Raw genomic sequence first — 16364 nt, 5'->3', positions numbered from 1 at the left:
ATTTGTTGCGGCGAGGTCTTCCTGCAAATGCGCCGCGAATCCACCGAAATCGTCATATTATATTCATCTATAATTCTAATTGCGGGCGAAAGCGAAAAGGTGCAGGAGCGCGCGGAGGAATGCGCGACAAGCGCCGTCAGGAGGAGGGAATGATGTCCGACGCAAGAAAGGTGACCGAGGCCATAACCGGCGCATGGCGCACCCGCGCCATCTACGAGGGCACGCGCGCGGGCCTGTTCGACGCGCTGGACGAGACGCCCCGCACCGTCGAGGATCTCGCCCTGCTCCTCGGGCTCGATGCGCCCACCTGCCTGCGCATCCTGCGCGCGATCGCCGTGCTGGGGCTGTGCGATCAAGTCTCGGCCGATGCCTTCGTCGCGACGCCGGCCGGCCATATGCTGCGCGCCGATGCCAGCAACTCGCTGCGCGGCATGGCGATGCTGTGGGGCGACCGCATCTGGCGCTCGCTGGAGACGCTCGGCGACACGCTGCGCACCGGCGAGCCCGGCTGGGGCAACGGCAATTTCGGCGCGATCCACAGCGACCCCGCCCAGTCCGACATCTTCAACCGCGCCATGGCCGAACAGTCCGTGCCGATCGCCCGCGCGCTCGCGCAGGCATGCGACTTTTCCGCCTATCGCAACATCATCGACGTCGGCGGCGGCTATGGCGCCGTGCTGATCGAAGTTCTTCGCGCCAATCCCGAGGCAAGCGGCTTCGTCTATGATCTCGGCCTGATCGCGGCCGGTGCGGAACGCTATCTGAACGAGGCCGACCTCGGCGGACGCGCCGGCTTCCGCGGCGGCGATTTCTTCAGCGCCGTGCCGGAGGGGAGCGACTGCATCCTCCTCAAATATATCCTGCACGACTGGCCGGATGGCGACTGCCGGCGCATCCTCGCCAATATCCGGGCCGCGCTCGCACCGGGCGCCGCCTTCCTCCTCCTCGAGCGCATCCTGCCCGAGCGCGTCGGCGCCCAGGACGAGGCCGTCGTCCGCGCCGATCTCGTCATGATGCCGATCAGCGGCAAGGAACGCACCGAGGCGGAATTCCGCGATATGCTCGGCGAAGCGGGCTTCGCGGTCGAAGCGGTCAAGCCGCTCGCCGACGGCTGCTGGGCGATCGAGGCACGCGCCGTCTGACTGGCTGGCCCCGCGCCTTTCCCGTCATTCCACCTGAACCTTCCCCGTCATTCCCGCGAACGCGGGAAACGAAGTTCAGCGAAGCTAATCCAAGAGCGGATAAGCCGGGCCTCGCCATTCTGGATTCCCGCGTTCGCGGGAATGACGGAAGAAGGAGGAAAGCGCGCGCTCCTTCCGTTGTATATTTTCTAATCAACTAGAAATATCTTGTCACGCGCATGGCGGGCGCCTAAGGATGGCTCGCGGCGAGAACAGATCTGGGAGAAGTTGCTTGGTTGAATCGCGTCACGTGCGGACAGGTGTGTTCCTGCCCCCTCACCATACCAATGACGAGGATGTCGCGCTCTGCATGCAGCGCGATTTCGATCTGGTGCAGTATCTCGAATATCTGGGCTTCACCGAGGCGTGGATCGGCGAGCATCACAGCGGCGGCCTGCAGATCTACGGCTCGCCGGATCTCTTCATCGCCACCGCCGCCGAGCGCACCTCGCGCATCCGCATCGGCGCCGGTGTCATCTCCGTGCCCTATCATCACCCCTATATGGTCGCGGACCGCATCGTGCAGCTCGACCATCAGACGCGCGGCCGCGCCATGTTCGGCTTCGGTCCCGGCATGCTCATCTCCGATGCGCAGATGCTCGGCATCGCGCCGGAGCAGCAGCGCGAGCGACTGGTCGAGGGCGTCGATGTCATCATGAGGCTGCTCGACGGCGAAGTGGTCGATCATGACAGCGACTGGTTCACGCTGCACGGTGCCCGCCTGCAGCTCTCGCCCTACAGCCATCCCCGCCCGACGCTTGCCGTTGCCACCTCGCGCACGCCGATCGGCTCGCGCCTCGCCGGCCGCTATGGCATGGGCATCCTGACGCAGGGCGGCGGCGACGTGAACGGCGCCTGGGCGCATGCCGAGGAAGCTGCGAAGGAGCATGGCAACACGCTCGATCGCGACGATCTGCGCGTCGTCGTCTCATTCCACCTCGCCGAGACCAAGGCCGAGGCGGAGAAGGCGTTGCACTTCGGCTACGACCCCTGGCTCAAATATCTCGAAGCCCTCAATCCCAAGGCCTATGCCGAGACGCGCGAGAAGGGCGGCGACGATCCGGCCAGGATGGTCGCCGCGCGCGGCGGCCTGGTCGGCACGCCGGACGAGGCTGTCGAGTATCTCGAGAAGCTGTGGGAGCGGATCGGCCCGTTCGGCACGGTCCTCATGTCCGGCACCAACTGGATGAACTACGAAGCGACCAAGCGCAGCTACGAGCTGATGGCGCGCTACGTCATGCCGCGCTTCAACGGCACCAACCGCCAGCGCGAGAAATCGTTCGACTGGGTTTATGAGAATCGCCACGAATTCAGCGGCGCCAATGCCGCGGCGGTCAACAAGGTGCTCGCGTCCGGGGGCCGCAACTGAGATTTGCAAGCGGTCGCCGGGCACTTCGCCCCGGCGCCCGGCAATCCGGCGGACGCATGCAGCACCGCATACCCCAGGGCCGGCAGCTCCTCTCCGCCGGCTCTGGGGGGATTTTCCTGATACCCGACTGATCAGCCCCTCCCCTTCAGGGGAGGGGGAAGGGGTGGGGGCGATGCGCAGCATCGCTCGCGCAGCGAGACTGCCAAAACGTCCAGCCCCACCCCAACCCCTCCCCTGAAGGGGAGGGGCTAAGAGTCAAAGCCGCTCGCCCAACGCCACCACCGGCACCAGCAGATAGGATGCCCGCGCACCGCCCCTGTGGATGCGATGCGTGCCCCGGTTCACCGTATCCTCATGCCGCATGTAGAGCATCGGCTTGGGATGATTGTAGACGTCTCGCCCCTTGACGATCAGCCGCAGCGTCTCGCCCGGCAGAAAGCGCGTGCCCGAGGGCAGAATCTCGATGTCCACCTCGGCCACCTCGCCGGGCGCCAGCTTCTCGTCGCGGTCGTTGGCCAGCACCGGCTGCCAGTCGCTGGACTTGTCCGGATCGAGCGCGCGTCGCGAGACGCGCAGCCACCCCAGCGCCACCGGCCCGTCCTCGAACACCGCCCAATGCGCGAAGCCCTCTTTCGTGCCATCCGCGCGCAGCTTCTCGACCGCGACATGGAGATCGAGATCGTCGCCCTCGTCCGTCGAGACCCAGAGCTTGAGCTTCATATGACCGACCAGCTCGGTCTCGGTGTCGACACGCAGGTCGAACACCGCCTCGCCTGTCTGGTCGAGCGGATCATAGACGGCCTCGCCGGCCAGCGCCGGCGCCTCCCGGCTGAGCGCGCCCGCGGCGGCATCCAGATAAAGCCGCTCATAGCGCGTGTCCTCGACCGGCCATTGCGCCGCCGGCTTCTGCACCGCGACGCCGAAGCGATCGCGCACATGCAGCCGCACTGGCGGCCAGTTGGCGAGGTCGGTCGCTTCCCCCTTCAGGAAATGATCGAAGAAAGCCGCCTGCCGCGCCACCGATGGCGGCTCGTAAAAATAGCCCCATTTCTTGCTGCCGTGGATTTCCAGCCACCGCTGCGACGAGGAGAGTCCCTTGTAGGCTTCCAGCGTCCCGCGGGTATGGACGCCATGATCCGACCAGCTCGCCACGACATAGGCCGGCACATCGATCGCCGCGAAATCGGCGACCTTAGTCTTCCAATACTCATCGAAGAAGGGATGCTCGACGGTCTGCGCCCACAGATCCTCGACCTGCCTGTCCGACACGCCCCAGCGCACCTGGATATAAGGCCAGAAATGCGTCTCCGGGATGCCGCCATGGCGGACGATCTCGGTATAGGTGTCGGACCAGCCCTCCCACACATTGATCGCGGCCAGATGGGGTGGCTTCAGCGCCGCGACCTTCCACTGAGAGGAGGAGAGATAGGAGACGCCCGATGTACCGACCTTGCCGTTGGACCAGTCCTGCGTCCCCGCCCATTCGATGAGGTCGTAATGGCACTCAGCCTCGCGCGGCGAGAAATAGCTCGCCTCCGTCTCGGCATACCAGGTGCCCGGCACGTCCGCGGTGATCAGCGCATAGCCGCGCCGCGTCCAGAACAGCGGATCCGGCGCCTCGAAGATGGTATAGTCGGACATCCAGCCCGGCTCGACGCCCGAGGCCGGGAAGATCGTCGCGAGCGGCGCGGGGTCATGCTTGCCATAAGGCGTCCAGGCCACCAGCACCGGCATGTGCACGGGCGCATCGGCGGGGCGGAACAGGTCGATCCAGATGTCGAAGCCGAACCGCGTTGGCACCCGCAGGTCGCGCTCGATGACCATGCCATCTGCCTCGATCCGCTCGTAGCGCCGCGCTCGCGCCCCGCGAAACTCCGGCGAATTGAGCGGCGCCCGCAGCCTGTCCTTGTAGCCCTTCGCCATCCTCTGCCCCTTCGCTGCCCGTCTTTCGCGCTTTCCTACCGACCTACTGGACCGACGGTCCTATTTCAATATCATTATAATTATGGCAAACTGTCCTTTTCGCCGCGGGAGTTGCCGAAAAGCGAGGGAAGAGCTAGGGGTTTCAACATCGCCCGGGCGCTTCCGGCCGACAAGAAGGAAATGACGATCCGTTGGCGAAGGATATTATTCCAATCGGCGATCAGACCCCATCGGCTAGCCCGCGCAAGGCCACCAAGGCCACCAAAGCCAAAACGGCGCGCGCCATCGGCCGACCGACCGGCAAGGGACGGATCGGCAAAGAGCTGCTGATCGAGAAGACTGCCGAGCTGCTGCGCACCGTGCCGCCGGAGAAGCTTTCCCTCTCGGTCGCCGCGCGCCACGCCAAGGTCCATCTGACCCTCTTCAAATATTATTTCCAGGATCGCACCCGCCTGCTGGTCGACGTCGCCCGCATGCTCTCCAAGGAGATTGGCGATCGCGTCATCGAGATCGAGGGCGCCAACGACGCCAAGTCTGCCCCGGAGCGCCTCGCCATCCGCATCGACGCGATGGTCGACTTCTTCCTGGTCAATCCCTTCTACCACCGCCTCATGGTCGAGATCATCGACAATGAGACCGACCCGCTCGCGACCGAGCTGATCAACCTGTGGATGGGCAAGACGCTGGAGATCTACGAGGGCCTGATCGACGCCGGCGTCGCCGAGGGCACGCTGCGGCCGATCGACCCGGCCTTCACCTTCCTCGCCATCATGGGCCTGTGCGAGAAGATTCTGCATGCCGCCAAGCTGGTCGGCCGCGGTGGCGAAAGCCCTGCGCAGGCCGCCGAGCGCTACAAGGCCTTCGTGATCGACATGATCCTCAAGGGCGTCGGCGCGGAGGGCGTTGCGGGCACCCAGCCCGCGCGCAAGGTTGCGGCGGGAAGCTGAGCGCGCTCCTTACGCTACTCCTTTCCTTAGCAGACTTATGTTCCCGTTCGTCCTGAGTAGCCATTGAGCTTGTCGAAATGGCGTATCGAAGGACTCCGCGCGGCACAGAATCCTTCGATACGGGTGTTGACCTTCGGTCGCCTGCGGCTCGACAGGCTCACCCCCTACTCAGGACGAACGGAAGTTTGAGCAAGGGCCCCGCCCCCTCCAATAATTCTACTCGACTATAAAAACTATTTCCCCGCCCGGCGCGACATGTTAGGCAGGCCGCCATCAAGGAGAGTCCGATGTCTGACGCGAACATTCAGGAGGCGCCGGTCGCGCCTCCGCAGCCGCATACCGGCCAGGTCTATGGCAAGGCGCATGACGGCAAATATCTGAAGAACTGGAACCCGCTCATGTTGGCGGCCGATCTGCCCGAGGGGAAGATCGTCGGCGTCAACTTCCTCGGTACCCGCGTTATCGTCTATCGCGGCCCGGACGGGAAGCCGGTCGTGCAGAGCGCCTATTGCCCGCACGTCGGCGCCGACCTCGCGCAAGGCTGCCTGGTCAATGGCGCGGTGCGCTGCGCCTATCATCACTGGCAGTTCGGGCCAGACGGGCAATGCGTCGACATTCCCGACGAGACCGTCATCCCCTCCGCCGTGCGCATCCATCCCTATCCCGCCGGCGAGCGCTGGGGCATCATCTGGGCCTTCAATGGTGAGGAAGCCTTGTTCGATCTTCCGGAATTTCCCAATCTCTCGGAAGACGAGGTCTATTACAAAGCCTATCATCATGCGCTGCGGCCGATCGAGGGCTGGATCAGCTCGTCCAACCTCGTCGATTTCCAGCATCTGAAGACGGTCCATAATATCCCGGACCCCAATCCGGTCCGTGTCGATTTCGACGATTATGTTGTGACCGTCCGTCAGGAATCCAACGTGCGCGTCGCCGACACGCAGCTTTATGGCGGCACCTGGCTCGCCGCGCACCTGCAGCTGACCGGCGGTATCGAACGGCTGTTCATGGCCGGCAGCTCGCAGGTCGCGGCGGGCTGGTCCGACGCTTATTTCATCGTCGCCATGCGCAAGTCGCAGGCGGAGGAGATGGGCTATGAGGCGGCCGATGCCGAGCTCGAGAAGCGCGTCGACTATGTCCACAAGCTCTATGCCGAGGACGAGCCGATCCTCTTCTCGTTGCGCTTCCGCGGCTTCCAGAAGAGCACATTGATCCGCAGCGACAAATATTTCGGCCAGTTCCTGCAATATATGGAGAAATATCCGCGCTCGGCACCGTTCGATGTCTGAGGCGGCGGGCAAGGTCGCCCTCGTCACCGGCGCCAACAAGGGCATCGGCTTCGAGATCGCGCGCGGCCTCGCCAAGGCGGGCGCCGCCGTGCTGGTCGGCGCGCGCAATGCGCAGGCCGGCGAGGAGGCCGCAGCCAAGTTGCGCGACGAGGGTCTCGACGCGCAGTTCCTGCCGATCGACGTCACCGACGCAGCCAGCATCGAGGCCGCCGCCGGGCGGATCGCCGCCGACCGGGGCCGGCTCGACATATTGGTCAACAACGCCGCCGTCTCGCTGGAGCGCGACGTGCCGCCGAGCGGTGCCGATCTGGCGATCATGCGCGAGACCTACGAGGCCAATGTCTTCGGCCTCGTCGCCGTCACCCAGGCGATGCTGCCGCTGCTGCGCCGCGCGCCCGCCGGCCGCATCGTCAACATGTCGACCGGCCTCGCCTCGCTCGCGCTCAGCAGCGGCCGCGACGCGCCCTTCTCGTTCAGCCGCCTGCTCGCCTACAATACCTCCAAGACGGCGGTGAACGGCATCACCGTGCAGTTCGCCAACGAGCTGCTCGACACGCCGATCAAGGTCAACGCCGCCAATCCGGGCCTGTGCGCCACCGCGCTTTCGGGCGGCAAGGGCCGCCCGCCCGGCGAAGGCGCCGCGGTAGCTGTCGGCCTCGCCCTCCTCGGCGCGGATGGCCCGACCGGCGGGCTGTACGGCGAAAATGGCCAGGTTCCCTGGTGAGGCGCATCATGTCCTGAAGGATGGTCGGCGCGCCGATCGCGGCGGGAGCCCAGCCCCTGCGGCGAATCGGGAACAGCCGAACCGGTGACGATCAATCGCGGCATCCACGGTAACGGGAGCCGCCAGCAAAGCCGGAAATCGGCCCTCTGTGGAGTATCCACTGGGAAGCGAAATTTGTTAAGATTTTGAAATTTATAGATATTTCAAAGCATCATCTGCACCATTTCGGCACAATCTCAAAACGTGTCCCGACCGAGAATTTTCCGCTCTTCTTGCATGGCAAAAAAGGTTAATATCCCGGTGATCTTTGCGTGCGCCCTGCGTTGGGAACCAGGCGCACGAGATAGATCGGATCGCTAGGCTGGTGGGAAGTGCCGCGGGTCCCAACAAGCAGCTGCGCGATACGTCTGGGAACGCGGCATGTGGGAGTTTGATCATGAAGATTGCATTTGCTCTGGCAGGCGCTTTGCTTGCCACCGTCACGATGCCTGTCAGCGCTCAATCGCTGAACTTTGCCGGTCTGAACGGCGACGCTCAGGAACTTGTTCTCGAATATTATAATGGTGGCACCGGCAGCCTCGGTTCCGGCCCCGGCACCAACTATGGCATCAGCTTCTCGAACAATGCCATTGCCTGCTCGGTCCAGCCGGGCGGTAATTGCAACTCGGCGGCGCTGCCGACCGGCGGCAACCTGCTGTTCTTCCTGACCGGTGCGGCCTCGACGATGAACGTTGCCGGCGGCTTCAACACCGGCTTCTCGTTCTACTACAGTGCCGTCAACAACCCGGCCTTCGTGAACGTGTACAGCGGTCTCAACGCCACCGGGTCGATCCTCGCCACCATCAACCTGCCGACCACGCAGAACGGCGCCGGCGTTCCGGGCTGCTTCGGCGCGAACTTCTGCCCCTATGTCCCGATCGGCGTGACCTTCGCCGGCACGGCCATGTCGGTGGACTTCGGCGGTTCGGCCAACCAGGTCGCTTTTGCCGACATCACGATCAACTCGGCGACGCCGGGCAATCCCGGCGTGCCCGAGCCCGCGACCTGGGCGATGATGATCGGCGGCTTCGCGCTCGCCGGCGCCGCGATGCGCGGCCGCAAGGCTGTCGCCAGCTTCGCCTGATCGATCGCTGCACATCGGGAAGGCCGTCGGGACCAGCTCCCGGCGGCCTTTCCGCGTCCGCTTGCCGTCCAGGGCGTGTGTCGAACCGCGACCATCAGGACCGTGCCGTCAACGCGGAAATCATGAACCACGCCAGTGCCCCGCCCTCGCCGGAAAGCACCGCCCGACCTTCTGTCCTACGCGCCACCTTTCATGCCATGCCAATCAGGCGCCAGGCCGCGCCCGCTCTTTGACTCGTCTGAACCATTCCCGAAACATCAGACCCCCGCTCGGCCCGCGCGGGACTTTTGACGAAACGCCATGCGTCATACGCGCGATGTTCGCGAAGTTTCGAGGCACATGTCATTATTTCTGAACGAAATACCCTTCGAGAACCTCACACAGGTTAACACTTTCCGTGCAGCCAGGCGCGATCCTAATGCCTCGCCGCCGCCGCGACACCGGGACCCGTCGTCCGGTCTGCCTCGACGGCCGGCTCCCCGGCCCGGATCCAGTGGAAGATCAGCATCGCCACGGCCGCCATCAGGAGCGGAGCGGCGATGGCGGGGTAGATTTCCCAGGGGCCCCATCCTGCCGCCAGGATGATCCCGCCCAGCCCCGGACCGATCATCGACGTCAGCCGGCCGACGCCGCCCGCCCAGCCGATCCCCGTCGAGCGGATCGAGGTCGGATAGCTTGCTGCCACCAGCCCGTTGAGGCCAGCCTGCGATCCGATCAGCAGCAGGCCGTAGGCGGCGCCGAGCGCCCAGCCGAGCCAGGGCAGCCCGCCGACCAGCGCCAGGCACGTCATCGCCACGAAGGCCAGCAGCAAGGTCGCCATCAGGGCAAGCGGCATGCCCAGCCGCTTCATCATGATCGTCAGCAGGATCGGCCCGACGATCGCGCCGAACGCCGACACCGCCGTCATGCGCGTCGCGGTGGCGACGGGCAGGCCGGCAAGCACGTGGAGATAGGTCGGCAGCCAGGCGGTGAAGGTCGCGGTCACGCACAGCGCCGCCCCCATCGCGACCCAGAGCAACACCGTCATCGGGGCGCGGCCATCGCGGAACAGATCCGCGACCGGAATGCCCGTCGTCCTCGTCTCGGTCGTCGTGAAGCGCGTGCCCGGCGCGAACGACAGGCCAGGCGCGATGCGTCGCAGGATCTGCCCGATCCGCGCGTCCTGCGGATCGCGCAGGATGAGATAACGGCAGGATTCCGGCAGGTAGAGATAGAGAAACGGCACGAACAGCAGCATGAGCAGCCCGCCCGCCCAGAAGGCCGCCTGCCAGCTATGATAGGCGACGATGGTCGGGCCCAGCAATCCGGCCACCGACGCGCCCAGACCATGGGCGATGAACAGCCAGGTCACGAGCTTGCCGCGCCGCGCCGCCGGCATGAATTCCGCGTTCAGCGCGACGATCGTCGGCATCGTCCCGCCAAGCGCGGCGAAGGCCAGGAACCGGACGATCGTGAATTGCTGCATCGTGCCGACCATCGCCGACATCAGGGTCAGGACGCCGAACAGGATCGCGCCGATGATGATGATGTTGCGCCGGCCGATCCGGTCGGCCAGCATCGGCACGGTATAGAAGCCCAGCGCCATGCCCGCCGACTGCGCCGTGAACACGACCCCCATCTGCGGGATCGGAATGGAGAGCCCCTTGGCGATGATGGCGGCGAGATTGGAGACGACATAGGCGTCATAGCCCTCCAGCATCATCAGAAAGCCGCACGCGAGATAGAGGGTCCAGCGATAGCTGCCCATGACCGGCTGCTCGAGCACCGTGTCGATCGATTGCTGCGCCACGCTCAACTGTCTCTCCCTGCCCGATCATCCCGTTGGTCGCGGCTTTGCGGCACGGCTAACATGGCCTATCGGACGAGACAATATTATTCTATATGACTTTAATTTAGAGATGAAGAGGCGGGGGAGGATTATGAGAGCTGCGACACTGGCATCGCGTGTGCCAACGAGCCGCGCCGTGACGCTCGCGCTCCTGTGCGTATTGGCCATGGCAACGGCCGGATGTGCCAGCCGCGCCGTGCAGCCCCGCGCAACACCGGGCGACCTCCGTTTCTCGGCCCATGCCGTGATCGAGGCGGCGCCGGTGCATTATGCGATCCGGCACCTGGCCGCCGCCCGGCCGGAGATTCCCAACGGTGCCATCCCCAGCCTCTACCAGGTGCCGGAAAGCGCCGCCGCGGACCTCGCGGGCCACGCCGACACCCAGGCGCTGCGGCATTCGCTGACCCATCCCGATCTGCGGATCATCCTGACCATCACCGAAGGCCAATATCGGATCGTGGGCAAGCGATCAGCCCGCATCCGGTCCGTTGCCGACCTGCGAGGCAGGAAGATCGCGACCGTCAGGGACAGTTCGGCCGCCTTCTATCTCCACACGGCGCTGGCGACAGCCGGAATGACGGACGCCGACGTGGAGATCGTCCCGCTCCCGCTTCCGCCGAAGGACAGCGCCCGGCTCCTGCTGGACGGCGGCGCCGACGCGCTCGTGCTGTGGGATCCCGAGCCGGAGAGCGCCATCGAGCAACTCGGCGGCGACGCCGTCATCCTGCAGCCGGACACACGCTATCGTGAGCTCTACAATCTGCACGCGACGGCCGCAAAGCTGGCCGATCCCGCGTCGCGCGCGAAGATCGTCCGCTTCGTCGCCAGGCTGGTCGAGGCGTCCGAGCATATGCGCCGCGATCCCGCTGACGCCATAATCCTTGCGGCGCAGGCGACGGGCTATCCGGAAAAGCTCGTTCGCGCCGCCTGGCCGCACCAAAGCTTCCCCGCGACGCTCTCAGCCGACCTCCTCGATACGCTGGTGAGCGAGGAAGCTTGGCTGGCCGCCCGGGATGGCCGCACGCCCCGAACGCGGGAAAACCTTGCCAGGCTCATCGACCCAAGCATCGAGGCGGAGGCGCGGGCCCTGTCGCGGAGGAAGGAGTAGTCGTCAGCCCCAACGGGAAATCCTGGCGATCCACCGCGCGCGCAGCCCATGGAAACACTCCGGAAAAGCATGCATGCGAAAGCGACACCCGGCATTGCCCGCGATATGATGCGGCGAGGATAGCCCAAGGAAAGGCACGATGGCCAACCTGCTCGTGGTGGACGACGATCCCGGCGTCCGGACACTTCTGTCCGAGACGTTGATGCGTCATGCCTACACCGTCCAGACGGCGGCCAATGCCGGCGAGATGGACCGCGCGATGCAGGCCGCGACGTTCGATCTCATCATCCTCGACATCATGATGCCGGGCGAGGACGGGCTTTCGGTCTGCGAGCGGCTGGCCGCGCGCGGTGGACCACCGGTCATCATGCTGAGCGCGCTCGGCGAAATCGACGACCGCGTCGCCGGGCTGGAGATCGGTGCCGGCCATTATCTGGTGAAGCCCTGCAGCCCGCGCGAGATTCTCGCGCACGTCAAGGCCGCCCTGCGCAGCCGCGAGACCGTCGCCAACGGCGCGCGCGCGCTGACCTTCAACGGCTGGGTGGTCGATCTCGAGACGCGCCAGCTCCTCGACGCGGACGGATTGCTGGTCGATCTGCTGCCGGGCGAGTTCGCGGTGCTGCGCACCTTCGTCGAGCGGCCACGCAAGGTGCTCAGCCGCGACACGCTGCTCGACCATGCACGCGGGCCGGACACCGAGGCTTTCGACCGCGCGATCGACGTGCAGGTTAGCCGGCTGCGCCGCAAGCTGCGCGCGCCTGGCGACGAGGTGATCCGCACGATCAGGAGCGAAGGCTATCTGTTCGTTCCGGAGGTCCGTCCGGCATGATCGCGCCGCGCCGGCGGACTGCGCCGCTATTTCTGCGCATCTTCCTCGTCATGATCGCGGCGGTGGCCGGCGTCCAGCTCGTCACCACCGCGCTCATCTTCCTGTTGCCCGCGCCGGTGCCGAAGTTGTTCACGCTGCCGCAGGTAGGCGCCGCGCTGACCGGAAAAGCGGACGAGGCCGGCGAATTGCGCATCGAGGTGCTGGATGCGCAAACGGCATCCGCGCGGGGTCGCCGGCTGGGTTTCGTCGAGCAACGGCTCGCCGAGGAGCTCAAGGTCCCGGAATCCCATGTCCGCGTGTGGCGCCCCCTGCCCGCGCCGATCATCATGGACCTGCCGCTGCTGTCGCCAATGCGCGTCCGGCGGCTGGTATCCGCCGGCGAGGGTCCCAACGGCCATGTCATCTTCGGCGATTTCAGCGCCTCGCTCTGGCTGCGCGGGCATGAATGGCGGACCGTGGCGCCGCTGAGCCGCAGCATCAATTTCTGGCAGCAGCGCGCTTTGTTCTGGATCCTGGCGACGGTGCTGGCGGCGGCGCCGGTCGCCTGGTGGCTGGCGCGCAAGCTGGCGCAGCCCATCGCGCTGTTCGCGCAGGCGGCGGAGCGGCTGGGCCGCGATCCGCGCGCCGAGCCCATGCCGCTCACCGGACCTCCCGAAATCGTCGAGGCGGCAGCCTCCTTCAACGAGATGCAGGCGCGGCTTGCGCGCTATGTCGACGACCGCTCGCTGCTGATGGCGGCGATCGCCCATGACCTGCGTACGCCGCTCATGCGCCTGTCGCTGCGCCTCGACGCCATGCCCGAACCGCAGCGCACGGCCGCCGAAGGCGATATTCTCGACATGAAGGAGATGATCACGGTCGTCCTCGGCTTTCTGCGCGATCTTGCCCAGCCGGCGAAGCGCCAGAAGCTGGATCTGCGTGCGTTGACGGAAAGCGTCGTCGACGGCTTCGTCGATCATGGCGCGATCGCGAGCCTGGCGCCGGGCGAGCCGATCGCGATCGAGGGGGATCCGGCCGCGCTCAAGGCCTTGCTGTCGAACATCATCGACAACGCGATCAGCTACGGTGGCGCGGCGCAGGTAACGCTGCACCGGCAAGATGGCGAGATCGTGATCGACGTCGAGGACGAAGGGCCGGGGATCCCGGAGGATCGGCTGAACAAAGTCTTCGAGCCATTCTTCCGGCTGGAGGGATCGCGCAACCGCGAGACCGGCGGCATGGGGCTGGGCCTGGCAAGCGCGCGCGCCGTCGCCCGCGCGCATGGCGGCGACGTCAAACTCGTCAACCGCGTCCCGAGCGGCCTTTGCGCAACGGTGACGCTGCCCGCCTAGCGACGCGCGCCGAAACGCTGGGGCAGCGAGGCGCGCAGCGCACCACGATCATGGCACCACCACGCCCTTCGCCGCCAGGCTTGCCCGCTCGGCGCCGACCGCCGCGCTCGACAATCTGGTCGCGCGCAAGGCGGCGATTTCGGCGGCCGTGAAGGGCGCTGGCGGCTTGCCGGCCTTCTTGAACGACGCGACATGGTTGAGCACGTCCGCAATATCCTGATCGGGCAGCGATCCCATCGGCGGCATCAGGCCGGTGAGCGGCTTGCCGTCCACGGTGATCGACCCGTACATGCCATAGAGCAGGATCTTGCCGAGCAGCACGCGCCCGTCCTTCGCGCCCGCGATCTGCCCGACGCGGCCGCTCAGCCGCGGGAACTGGCCGGGCAGTCCGGCGCCATCGGGCCGGTGGCACATGGCGCAGCGCGAGGAATAGGTCGCGGCGCCGTTGGCATGGGCGAGACTCGGCACCAACAGGAGAAGGGCCGCAATCGTCCACCTGACAGGCCTCATTCGACGCATCCCTTTCGCGCAAACCCGCCGGTCGCCGCCCGGATTTGCGGATACCGATTCACAAATACTGGACATTTATCAAATTTTCGTCAAGCATCCATTAGCAGGTGCAGCATGTAATTTGCTGCACCGTGACTTGGCGGCGACATCAGGCCCTTTATATAGCAGGTTGCATGGCTGAAGCGCTTACCGAACTCGCCCGTCCCCGCCCCGGCATCTATTCGCGCGGCAGCGAAACCGTGGACTCCATCCTCAAGGCGGCGCTGTCCGTGCTGATCGACGAAGGCGCCGCCGCCTTCACGATTCGGCGCATCGCCGCCGCCTGCGGCATGAAGGTCGGCAATGTCAGCTATCATTTCCCGCGCAAGGAAATGCTGGTGCAGGTGCTGCTGGACGAGATCGTCACCAACTATGACGTGAAGCTGGAGATGCAGGTGCGCCAGCCGAACCTCTCGGCCGAGGAGCGGCTGCGGCTGGTCATCAAGATCTGCCTCGACGACATCTGCGGCAAGCGCACCACGCGGCTGTTCACCGAGCTGTGGGCGCTCGCCAACCACAACGACTTCATCGCCGACCGCGTCCGCGCCTTCTATGGCAAGGTACATGAGGTGATCGGCGAATATGTGAGCGCCATCAATCCCCGGCTGAGCAAGGAAGAGGTCGCCACCGTCGCCCTGTTCATCAGCGCCTCGATGGAAGGCACTACGCCTTTTCTCGGATACCAGAAGCCCTGGGCAGGCGATATGCCTGCAATCACGGCGATTTCCACCGAATGGTTCGTCCGGCTCGCCAAGAGCCTCGAGCCCGGTGAGATCGCGCTGATGACCAGGCGGCTGACCTAGAGACCGCAGGTCCCGGACGGGATGATCTGACGGGCCCACGCGCCGCCGGCGCGCGGAGGGCTGCGAGGATCATCATGGGACTGCGACTGCACAAGGCTGCGCTCTTCGCGACGATCCTGACGGCCTCGCTCGGCTGCCTGCAACCCGGCATCGATCCCGTTTTCTTCACGCTCCTGTCCTCTGCGCACCCCGTCGCCCCGGCCGATCATGGCTGGATCGTCGGCGCAACGCAGAGCGGCATGGTGATCGGCTCGCTGATCGTCTGGCGCGCCGGCGCGCGGTTGCCGTTCGGCCTCTTCATCCTCTGCGCCATGCTCGCGCTGCTCGCCAGCCTCGCCACCGCGCGGATCGACGCGACCGCAGCGCTGCTCGGCATCCGCGCCAGCTATGGCCTCGGCATGGGGATGATCTACACGCGGGCGATGAGCGCCGCAGCCGCCTGGCGCCCGAACGGCGCCTATGGCGCGGTGTTCCTCATCCAGCTGCTGCTCTCGACATGCGTCGCGCTGGTTGCGCCGGCGGTCGCGCGCGCGGCCGATCCGGGTCAGGCGCTGACCGCGCTGGCCATCGTCCCCAGCGTCGCGCTCGGCCTGATGCTGTTCACGCGCCGCGCCGAGCAGCCCGCTGCCCGCGCCACCCCCCGCATCGCCGAGCAGCGCCATCCCATCTCGCCTTCGGCCTGGGCGCTCGCCGCGGCATCGCTGCTGTTCATCTGCTCGACGATGATGGTCTGGAGCTTCACCGGCGCGCTCGCTATCGCGGCGCAGATCGACGAGGGCGTCATCGGCGATGCCGTCGCGATCGGCTCGATCGCCGGTGCGCTGACGGCGCTCAGCGTCATGCGCGAGCGCGCGCTGATGCCGCTGCCCCTGACCGGCGCGCTGGCCGGCCTGTCCCTGCTCGCGCCGATCCCGGCCACCGCGATCGGCGACGATGCACTGTTCGTCGTCTCGATCGTGCTGCTCAACATCGGCTCGACCGCGATCATCATCCGCTGCTCGGGCATGGCGAGCGCCGCCAGTCAGGATCCCTTCTTCCGCCGCCTCGTCGCCTGCACACACAGCGGGGGCATGATTCTGGGACCTGTCATCGGCTCGATCCTGACGAGCGCTTTCGGCGACGCGGGCCTTCTGGGGGGTGCCATCGTCACGATTTCCGCCGGCTGCGTTGCGCTGATTCTCTCCGGGCTCTGGTGCCGTGCCGCGCCGGAGAAGACTGACGATCTGCCGGTCGACCGGGCAGAATCTGCTGGTACTTCAAAATTTTACCACGCCTGATTTCGCACTCGCAAAAAATTTGTGGCGATGCCGCAAGAAACACTTGACGAATTTGGACATCTGTCCAATCTTCGACAGCGAGA

General features: G+C 65.8%; 14 protein-coding genes. 11 read left to right on the top strand and 3 right to left on the bottom strand.

Features of this window, described 5'->3' with window-relative positions:
• Window positions 1-152 precede the first annotated feature (152 nt).
• Window positions 153-1142 (top strand): methyltransferase, encoded by a 990-nt coding sequence (locus KK488_RS10145; protein ID WP_214623126.1) that lies wholly within the window; start codon window positions 153-155, stop codon window positions 1140-1142.
• A gap of 271 nt (window positions 1143-1413) precedes the next feature.
• Window positions 1414-2550: an LLM class flavin-dependent oxidoreductase gene (locus tag KK488_RS10140; RefSeq protein WP_214623124.1), complete on the top strand. Its 1137-nt coding sequence runs from the start codon at window positions 1414-1416 to the stop codon at window positions 2548-2550.
• Between the two features lie 255 nt (window positions 2551-2805).
• Here the strand turns inward: KK488_RS10140 and KK488_RS10135 are convergent, their stop codons facing one another.
• On the bottom strand, window positions 2806-4473 hold the full coding sequence (locus KK488_RS10135) for a CocE/NonD family hydrolase (protein ID WP_214623123.1): 1668 nt from the start codon (window positions 4471-4473) through the stop codon (window positions 2806-2808).
• A gap of 191 nt (window positions 4474-4664) precedes the next feature.
• On the opposite strand from KK488_RS10135, the gene KK488_RS10130 reads away from it, so the two are divergent.
• The 4 genes from KK488_RS10130 (at window position 4665) to KK488_RS10115 (ending at window position 8556) form a co-directional block, all read left to right on the top strand.
• Window positions 4665-5420, top strand: a complete 756-nt coding sequence (locus tag KK488_RS10130; RefSeq protein ID WP_214623122.1) for a TetR/AcrR family transcriptional regulator — start codon at window positions 4665-4667, stop codon at window positions 5418-5420.
• Window positions 5421-5707: 287 nt separating this feature from the next.
• Window positions 5708-6709 carry a Rieske 2Fe-2S domain-containing protein gene (locus KK488_RS10125; RefSeq protein ID WP_214623121.1) on the top strand — a complete coding sequence of 334 codons (1002 nt, stop codon included), beginning with the start codon at window positions 5708-5710 and terminating at the stop codon, window positions 6707-6709.
• The gene (locus tag KK488_RS10120) at window positions 6702-7433 is read left to right on the top strand and encodes an SDR family oxidoreductase (RefSeq protein WP_214623120.1); all 732 of its coding nucleotides are present in this window, start codon (window positions 6702-6704) and stop codon (window positions 7431-7433) included. Before KK488_RS10125 ends, KK488_RS10120 begins: the two co-directional genes overlap by 8 nt.
• A 436-nt stretch (window positions 7434-7869) precedes the next feature.
• On the top strand, window positions 7870-8556 hold the full coding sequence (locus KK488_RS10115) for a PEPxxWA-CTERM sorting domain-containing protein (protein ID WP_214623119.1): 687 nt from the start codon (window positions 7870-7872) through the stop codon (window positions 8554-8556).
• A 415-nt stretch (window positions 8557-8971) separates the two neighbouring features.
• Here the strand turns inward: KK488_RS10115 and KK488_RS10110 are convergent, their stop codons facing one another.
• Window positions 8972-10345 (bottom strand): MFS transporter, encoded by a 1374-nt coding sequence (locus KK488_RS10110; RefSeq protein ID WP_349356876.1) that lies wholly within the window; start codon window positions 10343-10345, stop codon window positions 8972-8974.
• Window positions 10346-10520: 175 nt separating this feature from the next.
• Here KK488_RS10110 and KK488_RS10105 point away from each other — a divergent pair, with 175 nt between their 5' ends.
• The 3 genes from KK488_RS10105 (at window position 10521) to KK488_RS10095 (ending at window position 13652) form a co-directional block, all read left to right on the top strand.
• On the top strand, window positions 10521-11492 hold the full coding sequence (locus tag KK488_RS10105) for an ABC transporter substrate-binding protein (protein ID WP_349356873.1): 972 nt from the start codon (window positions 10521-10523) through the stop codon (window positions 11490-11492).
• Window positions 11493-11631: 139 nt separating this feature from the next.
• The gene (locus KK488_RS10100) at window positions 11632-12321 is read left to right on the top strand and encodes a response regulator (protein ID WP_214623114.1); all 690 of its coding nucleotides are present in this window, start codon (window positions 11632-11634) and stop codon (window positions 12319-12321) included.
• The gene (locus KK488_RS10095) at window positions 12318-13652 is read left to right on the top strand and encodes an ATP-binding protein (protein WP_214623112.1); all 1335 of its coding nucleotides are present in this window, start codon (window positions 12318-12320) and stop codon (window positions 13650-13652) included. The genes KK488_RS10100 and KK488_RS10095 overlap by 4 nt, the downstream gene beginning before the upstream one ends.
• Before the next feature lie 48 nt (window positions 13653-13700).
• Here the strand turns inward: KK488_RS10095 and KK488_RS10090 are convergent, their stop codons facing one another.
• Window positions 13701-14162: a c-type cytochrome gene (locus KK488_RS10090; protein ID WP_250890249.1), complete on the bottom strand. Its 462-nt coding sequence runs from the start codon at window positions 14160-14162 to the stop codon at window positions 13701-13703.
• Between the two features lie 173 nt (window positions 14163-14335).
• Here KK488_RS10090 and KK488_RS10085 point away from each other — a divergent pair, with 173 nt between their 5' ends.
• Both KK488_RS10085 and KK488_RS10080 read left to right on the top strand, forming a co-directional pair.
• Window positions 14336-15004: a TetR/AcrR family transcriptional regulator gene (locus KK488_RS10085; protein WP_214623109.1), complete on the top strand. Its 669-nt coding sequence runs from the start codon at window positions 14336-14338 to the stop codon at window positions 15002-15004.
• A gap of 74 nt (window positions 15005-15078) precedes the next feature.
• On the top strand, window positions 15079-16281 hold the full coding sequence (locus KK488_RS10080; RefSeq protein ID WP_214623107.1) for an MFS transporter: 1203 nt from the start codon (window positions 15079-15081) through the stop codon (window positions 16279-16281).
• The last annotated feature ends 83 nt before the right edge of the window (window positions 16282-16364 follow it).

Origin of the sequence: Sphingobium nicotianae (genome assembly GCF_018603885.1) — a bacterium.
GTDB classification, from domain to species: domain Bacteria; phylum Pseudomonadota; class Alphaproteobacteria; order Sphingomonadales; family Sphingomonadaceae; genus Sphingobium; species Sphingobium nicotianae.
Note: the sequence above shows the minus strand (reverse complement) of the source record. Positions and strands in the feature narration are given on the sequence as shown.